This is a genomic window from Shewanella sp. GD04112, assembly GCF_029835735.1.
GTDB lineage: Bacteria > Pseudomonadota > Gammaproteobacteria > Enterobacterales > Shewanellaceae > Shewanella.
In genome coordinates, this window is sequence record NZ_JAOEAL010000001.1 from 1,114,446 (window position 1) to 1,132,194 (window position 17,749).

Annotated in this window: 13 protein-coding genes; 9 read left to right on the plus strand and 4 right to left on the minus strand. The window is 48.2% G+C overall.

The annotated features are described in order from the left end of the window. Positions 1-97 precede the first annotated feature (97 nt). Positions 98-1,018, minus strand: coding sequence for a DMT family transporter (locus N7386_RS04875; RefSeq protein WP_126512556.1), 921 nt, complete (start codon positions 1,016-1,018; stop codon positions 98-100). A 285-nt stretch (positions 1,019-1,303) separates the two neighbouring features. Here N7386_RS04875 and dnaK point away from each other — a divergent pair, with 285 nt between their 5' ends. Then, complete coding sequence (dnaK, locus tag N7386_RS04880) at positions 1,304-3,223, plus strand: molecular chaperone DnaK (RefSeq protein WP_011716085.1); 1,920 nt, start codon at positions 1,304-1,306, stop codon at positions 3,221-3,223. A gap of 109 nt (positions 3,224-3,332) precedes the next feature. Then, positions 3,333-4,466, plus strand: a complete 1,134-nt coding sequence (gene dnaJ / locus N7386_RS04885) for a molecular chaperone DnaJ (protein WP_011716086.1) — start codon at positions 3,333-3,335, stop codon at positions 4,464-4,466. 338 nt (positions 4,467-4,804) lie between these two features. Here the strand turns inward: dnaJ and N7386_RS04890 are convergent, their stop codons facing one another. Beyond that, the gene (locus N7386_RS04890) at positions 4,805-5,494 is read right to left on the minus strand and encodes a hypothetical protein (RefSeq protein WP_249554240.1); all 690 of its coding nucleotides are present in this window, start codon (positions 5,492-5,494) and stop codon (positions 4,805-4,807) included. A 677-nt stretch (positions 5,495-6,171) separates the two neighbouring features. Here N7386_RS04890 and N7386_RS04895 point away from each other — a divergent pair. The 7 genes from N7386_RS04895 to carB all read left to right on the plus strand — a co-directional run bounded on the left by N7386_RS04895 (position 6,172) and on the right by carB (position 15,451). After that, on the plus strand, positions 6,172-7,500 hold the full coding sequence (locus tag N7386_RS04895) for a DEAD/DEAH box helicase (protein WP_279767225.1): 1,329 nt from the start codon (positions 6,172-6,174) through the stop codon (positions 7,498-7,500). A 131-nt stretch (positions 7,501-7,631) separates the two neighbouring features. Further along, positions 7,632-8,225: a GNAT family protein gene (locus N7386_RS04900; protein WP_279767227.1), complete on the plus strand. Its 594-nt coding sequence runs from the start codon at positions 7,632-7,634 to the stop codon at positions 8,223-8,225. A 140-nt stretch (positions 8,226-8,365) separates the two neighbouring features. Continuing rightward, on the plus strand, positions 8,366-9,175 hold the full coding sequence (locus tag N7386_RS04905; RefSeq protein WP_279767229.1) for a M48 family metallopeptidase: 810 nt from the start codon (positions 8,366-8,368) through the stop codon (positions 9,173-9,175). Positions 9,176-9,367: 192 nt separating this feature from the next. After that, positions 9,368-9,985: an FKBP-type peptidyl-prolyl cis-trans isomerase gene (locus N7386_RS04910; protein ID WP_011716091.1), complete on the plus strand. Its 618-nt coding sequence runs from the start codon at positions 9,368-9,370 to the stop codon at positions 9,983-9,985. 72 nt (positions 9,986-10,057) lie between these two features. Further along, positions 10,058-10,870 (plus strand): 4-hydroxy-tetrahydrodipicolinate reductase, encoded by an 813-nt coding sequence (gene dapB, locus N7386_RS04915; protein ID WP_011716092.1) that lies wholly within the window; start codon positions 10,058-10,060, stop codon positions 10,868-10,870. A gap of 168 nt (positions 10,871-11,038) precedes the next feature. Beyond that, entirely contained in the window at positions 11,039-12,199 is a 1,161-nt protein-coding gene (gene carA, locus N7386_RS04920; RefSeq protein ID WP_088210913.1) for a glutamine-hydrolyzing carbamoyl-phosphate synthase small subunit, read from the plus strand. 27 nt (positions 12,200-12,226) lie between these two features. Continuing rightward, positions 12,227-15,451, plus strand: coding sequence for a carbamoyl-phosphate synthase large subunit (gene carB, locus N7386_RS04925; RefSeq protein WP_011716094.1), 3,225 nt, complete (start codon positions 12,227-12,229; stop codon positions 15,449-15,451). 83 nt (positions 15,452-15,534) lie between these two features. Here the strand turns inward: carB and N7386_RS04930 are convergent, their stop codons facing one another. Next, positions 15,535-16,302, minus strand: a complete 768-nt coding sequence (locus tag N7386_RS04930; RefSeq protein WP_279767235.1) for a transporter substrate-binding domain-containing protein — start codon at positions 16,300-16,302, stop codon at positions 15,535-15,537. Positions 16,303-16,515: 213 nt separating this feature from the next. After that, positions 16,516-17,604, minus strand: a complete 1,089-nt coding sequence (locus N7386_RS04935) for a methyl-accepting chemotaxis protein (protein WP_279767237.1) — start codon at positions 17,602-17,604, stop codon at positions 16,516-16,518. Positions 17,605-17,749: the final 145 nt, after the last annotated feature.

Below are 17,749 nucleotides of genomic sequence, written 5' to 3' on the forward strand. Positions count from 1 at the left end.
GCAATAAAAGTTCGCCATAGTAGCCCTTTCTGCGGCGTTAAAATGTTAGCTCGGGCATAAATTGCCTATGCCCGAGTGATACGCCTTATTTAGTCTGCTAGTCTGCAAGCTTGGCATTGAGCTTGGTTTTGCGCTCAAGGTAACGCGGGAATAACTGCTGCAACATCATACCACTCAAAATAAAACCTAATCCGATATACGTTGCGGCGGCGATAGTCTCTTGCAGAATCCAGGCAATAAAGCCAATCGACATCACTGGTGATAAAAATACTAAGGTACTGATATTAGCCGTGCGAGTCGCGGTTTTAAGTGCCATTAACCACAGCACGAAGGTAATGCCCATCTCAAATAAGCCAACATACATGCCCGCCATCACGGCGCTCAAACTAAAGCTGGGCAGGGTATCGGTCAGCAGCAGTGTTACGGTAATAAAGGGTAAGCCAATTAAAAAGCTTAATAGCAGGCTGACTACGGGGTCGCCTTGATCTTTAGTGTTCACAATCCAATATAGGCACCAGAGCAAAGTGCTGGTTAATGCAAGACCAATCCCGAGCGGACTGTCGAAGCGAAAACCGCTGACATCGCCGCCGGTGGCGATAATAAATACCCCAGAGTAGGCAATCAGTGCCGCAATCATATCGCTCTTACGCAAATGTTGTTTCAAGAGCGGCGCGGCTAACAGCGGCAGCAATACCGCCCAAGTGTAATTGAGTGAGAGTGCCTGCTGGGCGGGTAATAGTGAATAGGCTTTAAACAGCACCACATAATACAGAAAAGGATTAATCAGCCCGGTAACCAGATAAAACGCTGGGCGACGCAGGAGCTGCGCTTTAAGGAGCGGCAGTTTTTTCTGCCAAGCGAGAATGGCACCTAGGGCGATGATTGAAGTGAGTACTGCCACAAACACCAACTGTAATGGGCTATAAAATCCGAGGGCAATCTTAAAGGCGGTTGCCACCGTCGACCAGAGGAATACCGCGGCCATGCCGTACACATACGCCAAATTTGAAGATTTCACACTATTACCCTATGCGCTTAAACATCACTCAATGTGCGCAGATTGAATAACAGCTATTGCTGATAAGCAAGCGGATTTTGCGGTTTTGAATATTTTATACAGCCGAGCCCTTTGAAAAGATAAATCAGAAAAATTTTTTATCGGCCCTTGTAATTAAATTCCCTGTCCCAATATAGGTGTTAAGGCAGAGAAGGTGGCCAACAGTGGACTTGAAAAAAAACCGTCCGGCCCCATATCAAAACCAACTTATAAATTTAGTTAGACAGAAATTTTTCGGAGGACCTCATGGGTAAAATTATTGGTATCGACTTAGGCACAACAAACTCTTGTGTAGCTGTCCTCGATGGTGGCAAAGCACGCGTATTAGAGAATGCTGAAGGCGATCGCACAACCCCGTCTATCATCGCTTACACCGATGATGAGACCATCGTGGGTCAGCCAGCAAAACGCCAAGCTGTAACTAACCCAAATAACACATTCTTCGCGATCAAGCGTTTGATCGGTCGTCGCTTCAAAGACGACGAAGTTCAACGTGACGTGAACATCATGCCATTCAAAATCATTGCAGCCGACAACGGTGATGCATGGGTTGAATCACGTGGCAACAAAATGGCTCCACCACAAGTTTCTGCTGAAATCTTGAAAAAGATGAAGAAAACAGCAGAAGACTTCTTAGGTGAAGAAGTGACAGAAGCGGTAATTACCGTGCCTGCATACTTTAACGATTCACAACGTCAAGCCACTAAAGATGCGGGTCGCATCGCAGGTCTTGAAGTTAAACGTATTATCAACGAACCAACGGCTGCAGCATTGGCCTACGGTATCGATAAGAAGCAAGGCGACAACATCGTTGCAGTGTACGACTTAGGTGGTGGTACATTCGATATCTCTATCATCGAAATCGACAGCAACGACGGCGACCAAACCTTCGAAGTATTAGCGACTAACGGTGACACTCACTTAGGTGGTGAAGACTTTGACAACCGTTTAATCAACTACTTAGCTGACGAATTCAAGAAAGAGCAAGGTTTAGATCTGCGTAAAGATCCATTAGCAATGCAACGTCTGAAAGAAGCGGCTGAAAAGGCGAAGATTGAGCTTTCAAGCACCAACCAAACTGAAGTGAACCTGCCATACATCACTGCCGATGCAACAGGTCCTAAGCACTTAGTGGTGAAAATCACCCGTGCTAAGTTAGAGTCACTGGTTGAAGACTTAATCATTCGTACCTTAGAGCCATTAAAAGTGGCACTGGCTGACGCTGACTTATCAGTATCAGACATTAACGAAGTGATTTTAGTGGGCGGTCAAACCCGTATGCCTAAGGTTCAAGAAGCGGTTTCTAACTTCTTCGGTAAAGAACCTCGTAAAGACGTTAACCCAGACGAAGCCGTAGCCGTAGGTGCTGCGATTCAAGCGGGCGTACTGTCAGGCGACGTGAAAGACGTTCTGCTGTTAGACGTAACACCACTGTCTCTGGGTATCGAAACCATGGGCAGCGTAATGACCAAGCTGATTGAGAAAAACACTACTATTCCGACTAAGGCACAGCAAGTGTTCTCAACAGCCGATGACAACCAAAGCGCAGTAACCATTCACGTACTGCAAGGTGAGCGTAAGCAAGCGAGCGCGAACAAGTCATTAGGTCAGTTCAACCTTGACGGTATTGAGCCAGCACCACGTGGCATGCCACAAATCGAAGTGATGTTCGATATCGACGCTGACGGTATTCTGCATGTTTCTGCCACCGACAAGAAAACCGGTAAGAAACAAAACATCACCATCAAAGCTTCTTCAGGCTTAAGCGAAGAAGAAGTGGCGCAAATGGTACGTGACGCTGAAGCACACGCTGAAGAAGACAAGAAGTTTGAAGAGTTAGTGCAATCTCGCAACCAAGCTGACGGCTTAGTTCACGCAACTAAGAAACAAGTTGAAGAAGCGGGCGATGCATTGCCAGCAGACGACAAAGCTAAGATTGAAGCGGCAATGAGCGCAGTTGAAGTTGCAACTAAAGGCAACGACAAAGAAGCCATTGAAAAAGCGACTCAAGAGCTGATTGAAGCGTCTGCTAAGCTGATGGAAATTGCTCAGGCTAAAGCTCAAACTCAAGGCGGCGCACAAGAAGGTGCTGCTAAACAGTCTAACGCGACTGCCGATGACGTTGTCGATGCTGAATTTGAAGAAGTGAAAGACGACAAGAAATAACATTTGCTCTCAATCAAATTGATTGATTTCAAATAGTTAATTTCTAGGCGGGCGTTACGGGGAAACCCTAACGCCCGTTCGTTCAACTTAAGCTGAGAAGCATGAGATTATGTCAAAGCGAGATTATTACGAAGTATTAGGCGTTGGTCGTGACGCCAGCGAACGTGAAATTAAAAAAGCCTACAAGCGTTTGGCGATGAAGTTTCACCCCGATCGCAACCCTGGCGACAAAGCTGCCGAGGCGAGCTTTAAAGAAGTTAAAGAAGCCTACGAAATCCTTACCGATGCCAACAAAAAAGCGGCCTATGACCAATTTGGTCATGCGGGTGTGGATCCTAATCGTGGCGGCGGTGGTGGCTACGGCGGCGCGGGAGATTTCGGCGATATTTTCGGTGATGTCTTTGGCGATATTTTCGGCGGTGGACGCCGTGGCGGTCAACGCCAAGCGGCCCGCGGCTCAGATTTACGTTACAACCTAGAGTTATCACTGGAAGAAGCCGTAAAAGGCCTTACCAAAGAACTGCGTATTCCAACCTTAGCCAGCTGTGATGTGTGTGACGGCAGCGGGGCGAAAAAAGGCTCTTCGGCGACTACCTGTGGCACCTGTCATGGTCAAGGCCAAGTGCAAATGCGCCAAGGTTTCTTCACCGTACAGCAGCCATGTCCAACCTGTCATGGTCGCGGCAAGATCATTAAAGATCCTTGTTCTAAGTGCCATGGTGATGGCCGTGTCGAGAAGACCAAAACATTGTCAGTTAAGATCCCTGCGGGTGTCGACACTGGCGACCGTATCCGCTTAGCGGGTGAAGGTGAAGCGGGCGAGTTTGGTGCGCCACCGGGCGATTTATATGTTCAGGTCACAGTACGTGAACATGCTATTTTCGTGCGTGATGGCAACAACCTCTACTGCGAAGTGCCGATTTCATTCAGCAAAGCGGCGCTCGGCGGCGAGATTGAAGTCCCAACACTGGACGGCAAAGTCAGCCTGAAGATCCCAGCCGAAACGCAAACGGGCCGCATGTTCCGTCTGCGTGGCAAAGGGGTTAAATCGGTTCGCAGCCATGCGGTGGGCGACCTGCTCTGCAAAGTCGTGATGGAAACGCCAGTTAACCTCAATGAGCGTCAGAAAGAATTACTGCGTGAGTTTGAGGCGACATTAACCGGCGAATCAAAGAAGCACAGCCCAAAGGCTGAAGGCTTTTTCGATGGCGTGAAGAAGTTTTTCCAAGACCTAAATAGCTAATTAGGTTTGGTGGCGCAGCGGTTATGTTAGCTGCGCACTAGATAAATAAAGCCTCGCAGTGTTTAACACTAGCGGGGCTTTTTTATGCTTGATTGCATGCTCAAATTTCAAACTCTGTCCGCAGCAATAAATTAAGCACTGTCATTTCAGTGACTCGCCATGAACTCATCCCGGAGGGCTCGACGACGGCATCCATGCCGTCAACGGTCACTTCCATGGCAGCGCTTAATTCCTTTTAAGTCCTGCGTATATCTGATAAATGTTATGCCTGTCCGATCTTTCGGTAGACTACTAAATTTGAAGTAGAAGCATAAAGTGCCAAGCGTTGAGAATCCCTCTTAAATGCTTTGTTCGGTAAGTATTGGGGTGCATATCGAGCGCAATTTATCAATTTTAGAGTTGAGTTCAGCTGTTAGGTCGACTGGTCGATCTAACTTACTTTTATCTGCATCAACGTACATTTCTCGAACCGAATCGCTGATTGCAGGGTGACGGATTGCGGCTTCATAAAAGTGAACATCATACAAAGGTTGACACTTACTTAAATCATCAACTAAGCCATCTAAACATTGCTTAATTAAGTCGAGAAGCTCTAACGTAAACTCAGTGCAGATAGTAGCAATATCTTCAGAAGGTGCCGTAATGAGCTCCACCTCTTTACAGGCTATCCGATGAAAGTCGCAGGCTACGTAATATTTTCCTTTTACCCACATATTGATAACTTGTTGACCATCATGAGTTATAGCATTGCGACAACCTTTGATAAATTTTGCATGCCTAACCGTCTCAAGCATTGCCCAAGATATTTGATCTTCAGATATTACAGGTAATACATCCTTTATGGTTTGTAATTGCCCACTGAATGCAGAAAATGCAAAGTTAAGTTCTTGATCTTTGAGCTCTGAATTTCCATTTTGATATTGTACAATGGATCTATCACGTAAATTTAGAATTTCATTAAGTCGATACTCTAACTCAGAGAGAGTATTTCCAAGATAGTGTAGAAACTGATTTTGTCTTTGATTCAAACTCACAACTCCTGATTTAGTTACCTAACGTCTTAGTATTTATGCGCTGCGCTGTTTGCAGGGCATAAATCGCTTGTTGGACTTGGCCGCTGCGACATCCATGTCAATTGATATAAATGATGCTATAGGAATTTGCTTTTTTGCGGTAGCGGTTTCCATACGATTTTGTTTGTAATTATTTGATATTATTTGATTTATTATTTATAGCGCTTATTTTTTGCAGATGAATCGCTATCAAACTACTCAAAACTCCAAGGAATACACCTCCCCTCGGAGTTGCCGCAGGGCGAATAGACAAATTGCGTGAGTCCGGTCATGGATGACCGGCTAGCTTTCGCAGGTGCAGGGACGCATCCTTCGGAAGCGATAGCAAATTTGGCAATGAGCACAAGGAGCTTTCAACTTCGCTAGGGGCGTCTTGGAGCATCCAAGGAGGATAGGACGAGCAGTCCTCCTTGGTCGGGTGTGGGGTGAAGCCCCACGACTTTGACTTTGATTTTATCTTTGATTTAAAAATTTAAATGAAGTTTGAAAATTAGGCTTTGGGCCTACGTAACGTGAATAGTTAAATATCCCGTCGAAAACTACCCCAAGGCTTTAGTCAAAGCCCAAACAACATTGGTATTAACTGCCAACTCTGCGTAAACTTTCGCTCCCATGTTTATATTGGTGTTGCGATGACCATTCTTAAGCCTTCTACTTCCCCAGAGCCTTCTCCTGAGTCGTTAACCTTTGCTGAGCTTGGCATCAATTCGGCGTTATGTTCGGTATTGCCTGCCGCGCTCAAGCATCCGACACGGGTGCAGCAATTAGCGATTCCGGCGATTCTTGCGGGGCGAGATGTGTTAGCGCTGTCGCAAACTGGTAGCGGTAAGACCTTGGCTTTCGGTTTGCCCTTGTTGCAAACCATCCATCAACAACTCGAGTCAGTGTCATCCTCGGCCTGTAAGGCGCAGGCCTTAGTGCTCGTGCCGACACGGGAGTTAGCGCAGCAGGTAACGATGGCGCTGCACGCGCTGGCGAGTAAGTTATCGTCTTCTTTGAAGATTCAGCTTCTCTGTGGCGGCATAGCGCAGGAAGAACAATTAGCCGAACTTGCTGCTAAACCGCAGCTTATCGTGGCAACCCCAGGGCGCTTATTGGATTTATGTACACAGTCCCATATAAGTCTCGACTCGATAAAATATCTAGTGCTAGACGAAGCCGACCGCTTACTGGAAATGGGATTTTGGCCCGATGTGCAAAAGCTGATGGCAATGATGCCTAAGCGTAAGCAAACCTTACTGTTTTCTGCCACCTTGCCAGAGGCTTTAGATTCTTTGGCGGGTAAATTGCTGACCAATAATCCCCAACGGGTTGAGGCCAGTACGCGCAATGCTGTCGCCGCCGAAATCGAAGAGCGACTGTATTTAGTCAATAAGGGCAGCAAGGCGCAGGCATTGATTGCGTTACTCAAACAGTATCAATGGCCGCAAGTGCTGGTGTTTATCAGTGCCCGTGACGATGCCGATGCGATAGCGAAACGGCTACTTAAGGCGGGGATAAATGCTGCTGCGCTGCACGGCGAAAAAGATCAAACCGTGCGCAGTCAAACCTTATCCGACTTTAAAGCACATCGCATTCAAGTGCTGGTGGCGACGGATTTAATGGCCCGAGGTATTCATGTCGATGCCTTGCCTGTGGTAATCAACTTAGACTTACCCACCAGTGCGCCTGTGTATGTGCACCGCATTGGCCGCACCGCAAGGGCGGGCGCTAATGGGCTCGCCATCTCTTTGGTGTGCCATGGTGAAATGCCAAGCTTAACCGCAATCCGCAACTTGACGGCGCGTGAGTTACCGTTAGCATCATTGGCGGACTTTCCTGTGACCGATAAGCCGAGCGAAAGAGTCAGAGAGGACGGTACTGATAATAAAGTGGCACCTAAGCGCCCACCTCGGGATAAACAGGCAAATCGTCGCAGTCTTAATAAGCACAGCATCAAAGCCTTTAAAGGTAAGCGTTGAGAGAGCCTGCGCTGCTATCCCTAAATTGCTAGTACTTATTGGCTGCTGTTTGTGTGCTTATTCATATTAGAAGCTTACTCACATTAGAGGCTTACTTACATTAGAGGCTTACTCAGATTAAAGGATCACGCATGGCGTCGACATTGGCGATAAGTAACGCACTTCAGCACATGGTAACTCACGGGTTAACTACCCAACGTTTTACGCTTCGGCCATTTCAGCGAGCGGATCTCGAGGCTTTTACCGCCTATCGAGCCGAGCCTAAGGTCGCTAAATATCAAAGCTGGACGGATTACTCTTATAGCGATGCTGTCGCACTATTCGAGAACATGGATTACGCACAATTTGGCGCGGCGGAAACTTGGTTTCAATTGGCTATTGTCAGTACTGCATCAGCAGAGACGCCTGCCACCTTAGTGGGCGATCTGGCGCTGCATTTTATCGATAAGCAGCAAATGGAAATCGGCTTTACGATTGCGCCTGAGTATCAAGGTCTGCAGGTAGCATTTGAGGCCGTCAGCGCATTGCTGGATTATCTCTTTATGGAATTAGATAAGCATCGTGTTATTGCGATAACCGATACTCAAAATCTTGCCAGCTGTCGATTACTCGAAAAACTCGGTTTTCGGCGCGAAGCCCATTATGTGAAAAATATCTTCTTTAAGGGCGCATGGGGCGATGAATATCTCTATGCCATGTTAAGGGAAGACTATATAGCACCTTAACTTGCTCGAAGTTCACTCGGCTTTAAGGCAAGTTTTGAATGTAGTTTGGCTTCTGCTTGCTATCTCAGTAAAATCTTAATCATGATTAGTTGAGTCACTTGGCTGCTAGGTTCGGCCTCGTTCGGATTAAGGAGTTCCCTATGAAAGCAACAACACTCGCCTTAGTGGCGGTTGGACTCACGTTAGGATTATCGGGCTGCGCGACCACGAAATCGCCCACGGGGCGGGGGCAAACCTTGCTGTATTCGGCATCGCAGATGCAGCAAATGGGGGATGCTTCTTTTGAAGAAATGAAAAAGCAGCAAAAGATCAGTAGCGATAAAAAGCTGACCCAGTACGTAAATTGCGTGGCGAATCGCGTCACCGCTGTGCTGCCCGATCAAAGCCAGAAGTGGGATGTCGTCTTGTTCAACTCCGAACAAGTTAACGCCTTTGCATTGCCGGGTGGACACATTGGCGTGTATACCGGCTTACTTAACGTCGCGAGTACCCCGGACCAACTGGCAACCGTATTAGGCCACGAAGTGGCCCACGTATTAGCCCAGCATGGTAATGAGCAGGTCTCTCGGGCGCAGATAACGGGCATGGGGATGCAAATCGCCGATGCCGCCCTTGGCGCGAGCGGTGTCTCAAACCGTGACTTATATATGTCTGCTTTAGGACTGGGCGCGCAGGTCGGGGTGATTTTACCCTTTGGCCGTGCTCAAGAGAGTGAGGCGGATGTGATGGGGCTGGAGTTGATGGCGCGGGCAGGGTTCGATCCGGCGCAGAGCGTGGTGCTTTGGCACAATATGTCGAAAGCGGGCGGTAGCCAAGGGCCAGAGTTGTTATCAACGCATCCATCCAACAGCAATCGCATCGCTCAACTCGAGCAATTACAGGGGCAAATGCAGCCTTTGTATCAGAGCGCAAAGGCGAGTATCAAAACCCAATGCGTGTTGCCTAAATAGCGATTTAGGGCGTGGCCTTCGCTTAGATGCTGGCCTTATCGTGCCGCAATTAGGCGCGAATGCTGGATAAATAAGCATCGGTTACGTAAAATCGCCGCCAAAGTTAAATAAGCAGTCAGTTTATCAGCATAGGGCGTGGAACTATGATAAACTGGCGCGCAAAATTCCATTGAACATTGAGAGTCGTTAATTATGTCTGATAAATTCAGTACTGTTGAACAGCAAGCAAGCTATGGTGTAGGTCGTCAAATGGGCGAGCAACTGGCTGCTAATTCTTTTGAAGGTGTGGATATTGCTGCCGTTCAAGCAGGTTTAGCCGATGCATTTGCTGGCGTGGAAAGCGCTGTATCTATGCAAGATATGCAAGTTGCATTCACTGAGATCAGCCGTCGCATTCAAGCGGCTCAAGAGCAAGCTGCTGCAGAAGCTTCTGCCGAAGGCGAAGCCTTTTTAGCTGAAAACGCTAAGCGTGCAGGCGTGATCGTGACTGATTCTGGTCTGCAATACGAAGTATTAGTTCAAGGTAGCGGTGCAAAACCAACCTACGAAGACACAGTACGTACTCACTACCATGGTTCTTTCATCAATGGTGACGTGTTCGACAGCTCTGTAGTACGTGGTCAACCAGCTGAATTCCCAGTATCTGGCGTTATCGCTGGCTGGACTGAAGCCCTGCAACTGATGCCAGTAGGTACTAAGTTAAAGTTATTCGTTCCACATCACTTAGCATACGGTGAGCGTGGTGCGGGTGCTTCTATTCCTCCATACTCAACGTTAGTATTCGAAGTCGAGTTGTTAGACATCGTCTAATGTGATTGAAACGCCTAAGCCAGTCTTAGGCGTTTTTGTATGGAAGTGATGAACAGGTTTGAGGAGATTGAAATGGGTGGACAAGTGAGAGTTGCAATTGTCGGTGCGGGTGGGCGCATGGGACGGACTCTTATTGAATCGGCTTATCATCAAGAGCACATTCGCTTAGGCGCGGCTATCGAGCGTCCCGGTTCAAGCTTAGTCGGCGTGGATGCGGGCGAACTCGTGGGTGTGGGGAAGTTAAATGTCATTATCATGGATTCGCTCGACTATGCGACCGATGACTTTGATGTGCTGATTGATTTTACTGCGCCAGAGGCCAGTATTGTCCATTTAGACTGGTGTGTGCGCCATAAGAAAGCCATGGTGATCGGCACAACTGGTTTCAATCATGCTCAAAAAGAACAGATCAATGCCTTTGCCGAGCAAACGCCGGTGGTGATGGCGCCGAATATGTCTGTGGGTGTCAATCTGATGTGGAAATTGCTCGAGTTGGCCGCTGAGGTCATGGGCGATTACACCGATATCGAAATTATCGAAGGTCACCACAGATATAAGAAAGACGCGCCATCTGGCACGGCACTAAAAATGGGTGAAGTGATTGCCAAGACCTTAGGTCGTGATCTTGAAAAATGCGCCGTCTATGGCCGCGAAGGGATCACTGGCGAGCGCGACCGTGAAACTATCGGTTTTGCGACTGTGCGTGCAGGCGACTTAGTCGGTGAGCATACCGCCATGTTTGCCGATATCGGTGAGCGTTTAGAGATCACCCATAAAGCCTCTAGTCGTATGACCTTTGCTAATGGCGCTATGCGTGCCGCCCATTGGTTAGTGGAGCAAAAACCGGGTCTGTATGACATGCAGCAGGTATTAGGTTTGAATTAACAGAAAAAACGCCATATTGGCGTTTTTTTTTGCACTCAGATACCAAGGTGTAGACGAGTTCGGGTTTATCCTGTAAACTCGCTGGAATTTGTCAAAATTTCGTAAATAAGCGGAAATTGGTATCTTAACATAGCATAAAAACATTACATTTCAGTGGCTTGGCTCTTTATGGAGGTCGCGTTGACAAAGTCTGCCTTACTCGTACTCGAAGATGGAACCGTATTCACTGGCACAGCAATTGGTGCCGATGGTCTCTCTGTTGGTGAAGTTGTTTTTAACACTTCCATGACAGGATACCAAGAAATTTTAACTGATCCCTCTTATTCACGCCAAATAGTAACTTTAACCTACCCCCACATTGGTAACACTGGTACCAATAATGAAGACGTCGAATCCAATGGGGTTCATGCTTGTGGTTTAATCATTCGCGATCTTCCACTCGTAGCAAGTAGTTTCCGCAATCAGCAAACCCTCAGTGATTATCTCAAAGCAAACAATGTTGTTGGCATCGCAGATATCGATACTCGTAAATTAACTCGAATCCTCCGTGAAAAAGGTGCCCAAGCGGGTTGCATCATGGCGGGTGCTGACTTAGATGAAGCGAAAGCACTGGCTGCGGCTAAAGCCTTCCCGGGTTTAAAGGGCATGGATTTAGCAAAAGAAGTGACGACTGACAAAGCCTACCCATGGCGCAAGGGTAGCTGGCGTTTAGTGGGCGGCTTGCCTGAAGATACGCCAGCCGAAGCGCTGAAGTACAAAGTCGTTGCCTACGACTACGGCGTTAAGCAAAACATCCTGCGCATGTTGGTTGACCGTGGCTGTGACGTCACCGTTGTTCCTGCAAAAACATCGGCAGCTGAAGTGTTAGCGATGAACCCAGACGGTGTGTTCCTCTCTAACGGCCCTGGCGACCCAGAGCCATGCGACTACGCAATTGAAGCGATTCAACAAATCCTGAAAACCGATACGCCAATTTTCGGTATCTGTTTAGGCCACCAGTTACTGGCATTGGCATCAGGCGCGAAAACCTTAAAGATGAAGTTTGGTCACCACGGTGCTAACCACCCAGTGAGCAATATCGAAAAAGGTAACGTGATGATCACCAGCCAAAACCACGGTTTTGCTGCCGATGAAGCCACATTACCTGCCAATATCAAAGTGACTCACAAGTCACTGTTCGATGGTTCACTGCAAGGTATCCATCTGACGGACAAACCTGCGTTCAGCTTCCAAGGTCACCCTGAAGCGAGCCCTGGTCCGAACGATGCGGCCCCACTGTTCGATCACTTTATCGAGCTTATTGAACAATACCGTCAGAACGCTAAGTAATACGCAAGCTAGGAGAAGAGAGAAGCAATGCCAAAACGTACAGATATAAAGAGTATTCTTATCCTAGGTGCAGGCCCAATTGTTATTGGTCAGGCGTGTGAATTCGACTATTCAGGCGCTCAAGCCTGTAAAGCCCTGCGTGAAGAAGGTTACCGCGTCATTCTGGTGAACTCTAACCCTGCCACCATTATGACCGACCCTGAAATGGCCGATGCCACTTACATCGAGCCAATCCAATGGGAAGTGGTACGTAACATTATCGCCAAAGAACGTCCTGATGCGATTCTGCCAACCATGGGCGGCCAAACCGCGCTGAACTGCGCCCTTGAGCTTGAAGCTAAAGGCGTACTGGCTGAATTCAACGTTGAAATGATCGGTGCAACCGCCGATGCGATTGACAAAGCAGAAGACCGTAGCCGCTTCGACAAAGCCATGAAGAGCATTGGCTTAGAGTGTCCACGTGCGGGCATCGCCCACAGCATGGAAGAAGCCTATGGTGTGCTCGACCTCGTTGGTTTCCCTTGTATTATCCGTCCATCATTCACTATGGGTGGCTCGGGCGGTGGTATCGCCTACAACAAGGAAGAGTTCGAAGAAATCTGTTCTCAAGGTTTAGATTTATCGCCAACTAAAGAGCTACTCATCGACGAGAGCTTAATTGGTTGGAAAGAATACGAGATGGAAGTGGTTCGTGACCGTAACGACAACTGTATCATCGTCTGTTCTATCGAAAACTTCGACCCAATGGGCGTGCACACCGGTGACTCTATCACCGTTGCCCCAGCGCAAACTCTGACAGACAAAGAATACCAGCTGATGCGTAACGCCTCTATGGCAGTACTGCGTGAGATTGGTGTTGAAACCGGTGGTTCGAACGTACAGTTTGGTATCAACCCGAAAGATGGCCGTATGGTGATCATCGAGATGAACCCACGCGTATCACGTTCATCGGCACTAGCGTCTAAAGCAACGGGCTTCCCGATTGCGAAAATCGCCGCCAAGTTAGCGGTCGGTTTCACCCTCGATGAGCTGATGAACGACATCACTGGCGGCCGTACGCCAGCGTCATTCGAGCCAGCTATCGACTACGTAGTGACTAAGGTACCTCGCTTTAACTTTGAAAAGTTTGCTGGCTCAAACGATCGCTTAACCACTCAGATGAAGTCAGTGGGCGAAGTGATGGCGATTGGCCGTACTTTCCAAGAGTCACTGCAAAAAGCCCTGCGCGGTTTAGAAGTGAGCCGTCATGGCTTTGACCCCATCACTGACTTAACCAAAGCCGATGCCTTAGCGCGTATTCGCCTCGAGCTGAAAGAGCCAGGCTGTGACCGTATTTGGTACATCGCCGACGCTATGCGTGCGGGTTTAACCCTGGATGAAATCTTCCGTTTAACCAACATCGACCCATGGTTCTTAGTCCAGATTGAAGAGCTGATTAAGCTGGAAGGCCAAGTGGCCGAAGGCGGTTTAGCCGGTCTTAACGAAGAACTGCTGCGTAAGCTTAAGCGTAAAGGCTTTGCCGATGCGCGTCTGGCGGCGGTCCTTGGCGTAAACGAGACTGAAGTCCGTAAACTGCGTGACCGTTTCGACATCCACCCAGTTTACAAGCGCGTAGATACCTGCGCGGCTGAATTTGCCACCGACACCGCTTACATGTACTCAACCTATGAGGAAGAGTGTGAAGCGAACCCATCTGACCGTGAAAAAATCATGGTGTTAGGTGGCGGTCCAAACCGTATCGGTCAAGGTATCGAATTCGACTACTGCTGTGTGCACGCGGCATTAGCCCTGCGTGAAGACGGTTATGAAACCATCATGGTGAACTGTAACCCTGAAACCGTTTCTACCGACTACGACACCTCAGATCGTCTGTACTTCGAGCCTGTTACTTTAGAAGACGTGTTAGAAATCGTCCGTATCGAGAAGCCAAAGGGCGTTATCGTACAGTACGGTGGTCAAACGCCGCTGAAACTGGCTCGCGCCCTTGAGGCGGCTGGTGTGCCCATTATTGGTACTAGCCCAGATGCGATTGACCGCGCAGAAGACCGTGAGCGTTTCCAGCAAGCGATTCAACGCCTGGAAATGAAGCAACCTGAAAACGATACAGTCACCACCGTTGAAGGTGCAGTGATTGCCGCTGAGCGTATCGGTTATCCATTAGTTGTTCGTCCATCCTACGTACTGGGCGGCCGCGCGATGGAAATCGTTTACGACCAACAAGATTTACTGCGCTACTTCAACGAAGCGGTCAGCGTATCTAACGCTTCGCCAGTACTGTTAGACCACTTCCTAGACGATGCTATCGAAGTGGATATCGACGCAGTATGTGACGGTGAAACCGTGGTTATCGGCGCGATTATGGAGCATATCGAGCAGGCGGGGGTTCACTCAGGTGACTCTGGTTGTTCACTGCCTCCTTACACCTTAAGCCAAGCTATCCAAGACGAAATGCGCGTACAAGTGCGTAAGCTTGCGATGGAGCTGGGTGTTGTCGGTCTGATGAACGTACAGTTTGCCGTGAAGAATAACGAAATCTACATGATTGAAGTTAACCCACGTGCAGCGCGTACCGTGCCATTCGTATCGAAAGCGACAGGTGTGCCGTTAGCTAAGATTGCCGCCCGTGTGATGGCGGGTCAAAGCTTGAAGGCGCAAAACTTCACTCAAGAAGTGATCCCACCTTTCTACTCAGTGAAAGAAGTGGTACTGCCATTTAACAAGTTCCCTGGCGTTGACCCACTGTTAGGCCCTGAAATGCGCTCAACGGGTGAGGTGATGGGTGTGGGCGATACCTTCGCCGAAGCCTATGCTAAGGCGCAGTTAGGTGCGACTTCTGAAGTGCCTAAGTCTGGTCGTGCTCTGTTGTCTGTGCGTAACAGCGACAAGAAACGTGTTGCCGACTTAGCCGCTAAGTTGATTGAGCTGGGTTATCAAATTGATGCCACCCACGGTACCGCGGTTATCCTAGGTGAAGCGGGTATCAACCCACGCTTAGTGAACAAGGTACACGAAGGCCGTCCACACATTCTTGACCGCATCAAGAACGGTGAGTACACCTATATAGTGAACACCACCGAAGGCCGTCAAGCGATTGAAGACTCTCGTCAATTACGTCGCGGTGCACTGCGTTACAAAGTGAACTACACCACGACCATGAACGCAGCATTCGCCACTTGTATGGCACACGCTGCGGACGACCGCACTAACGTGACCTCAGTGCAAGAGCTGCATCAGCGCGTATTGGCTAAATAAGCCATAAGCCTCTGTCATCAAAAGGCCGGATAACTTAAGTTATCCGGCCTTTCTTTTTGCACTCAATACTTTGTACTAAAGATTTATTGTCCAACGCGCTCGGTTTCCATTGGCGGCGCATCATTGGGCAGCCAGCGGTGATAAATTTGTGCAAAGGTGCCATCGGCCTTAATGCTGATAAGTGCCTCTTTCCATTTATCGATTTCTTCACTTGGCGTTCCCTTCGAAAATGCAATGTATAGATGATTCGCACTGATAGTGTAGAGGGATTTGATATCATCAATACTCGCGCCCGCTTCGGCCAGAATACTTGGGGCGGTAAGATTGGCGTTGCACCAGAGATCGATTCGGCGCTTCATCAGTTGCTTAGCGCTCAGTAGTGGTGTCGATGAGGGGGCGAGATTCGTCAAACCATGCTCCATTAATAATTGTTCCTCAACGGAGGAGCGATACACTCCTACGGCTTTAGCCTGTTTAGCATCATCAATCGAGCTAATATTGAGTTGACTGTTTTTGAGTGCGTAGAAGTTTGTCGTGCCAACGGCGACTGGGCCTATCATACTAAACAGCTGTTCTCGCTCGGGTGTACGAGTCATAGTAAACAGTACTGTATTAGCTTGTTCCGTCATGATTTTCCAGCCGCGTGCCCAGGGCACCACCTTGATGGGATCCTGATTATTCACGCGCTTTTGGATTTCTTGCACCACTTGTACCGCTAAACCATCGGCTTTACCGTCGACGGAAAAGCTAATGGGGGCCCATTCTTCGGTATAAATATTCAGTGTGGCTGCTACGCGCAAGGGAAAGGCGCCAACGGTGAGTAATAGCAGTAGGCCTGTGAAAAATTTCATTAATAACCCTAAAAAAATTAGAACGTTATATTAGAGTCTCACGGCGTGCTCTGAATGAATTAAAGATGATAAGTGTACGGCTATCAATAGCTAACCGAGATTATTTTGTAAATAGCAATGTGAAAAAGGTATCTCGGCTAAGCCACTAATTTGCCTTTTACAGGATAAATAAACCCAAAGAGCAGCGAGTGCTCTTTGGGGAACTAAAATCCATTAACGCTGATACACATCATGCATCAAATGGTCTATGCACTGGACTACCCGCATACTGGCGTCTTCCATCACATGGAGTTGTTTAACCATGTCGGACAAGTTGCCTTTTTGTCTCGCTGCCAGCGCCGCTTTACCCGCATCGTGCACCGCCTTATGGGGAGCGTCGAGGGCTTTAAAGTTGTTTAAATGCTGATAATTTTCCGCGCCAAATCCCTTGAAATACCATTGGCCTAAGCGACATTCGGTATGTGAATTAACGCTATGATCATGCTTTGGTTTTTCAATTAGTTGGTAAACATTACTCTTCCAGACTGCATGGTCGAGTTTAGTGGTGTTAAGGAAAGAGGTGGTCGCCGCATTATGGATCACCTGCTGCATTTTATGTGACCGCTGAAGGACATCCTCAACCACGTGGCCGATTTGTGTCGATGAGGCGGCAATATCGCTGGCACTGGATTGATTGGTGTTAACAATATTCTTAATCTCGCTTGCTTGGGTAACTATCTGTTTTACTAACTTTTCAATCTGGCTGCTGGCCTCGTGAGCCTTACTCGCTAGTTGCCTAACTTCGTCGGCGACCACTGCAAAACCGCGGCCTGCTTCGCCCGCGCGGGCAGCTTCAATGGCGGCATTGAGGGCAAGTAGGTTGGTTTGCTCTGAGATCCCTTGAATGGCAGAAACAAACTGGTTGATGGACGCTGTCGTGCCATTAAGAGCGGTCACGGCTTCCATGCTTTGGCTCGCTTGAGTGTTTATCTCATGTGCCCTTTGGCCTAAGTTCGCAATGGCGAGCCTAGTTTGATCGAAAATGGCATCAAGTTCGGAGAGAGAATCCTTTTCTTCGGTGAGTTGAGTCGCACTGCTCGCTAAGCCATCTCGAATCGCATTTAACATTTCGCCGCCCTGATTTTGACAGGCTATGACCTCGGTAAACAGATCGGCCGCTTGGCGTGACTGTTGTTTCATTGTTTCGTGTTCATGGATGATGGTTTTTAGTTCATCTAATTCTTGTTGATGCTGCTGTTGTAATTGAATGAGCTGTTGCTTGAGAGCGTTATTTTCAGACTTGAGTTGAGCGTTAAACCACATATAAACCTCTAGTTATTGTTATGGCGACAGCTTATTAATTTTATGGTGCAACCCCAGCGAGGTTGAAATAAATCGCAAGCTGCTGGTGGTTAAATATTAGTGTATGCCCAAGCTTCATTGATAAAAGAACAGCGGATTTATGAGC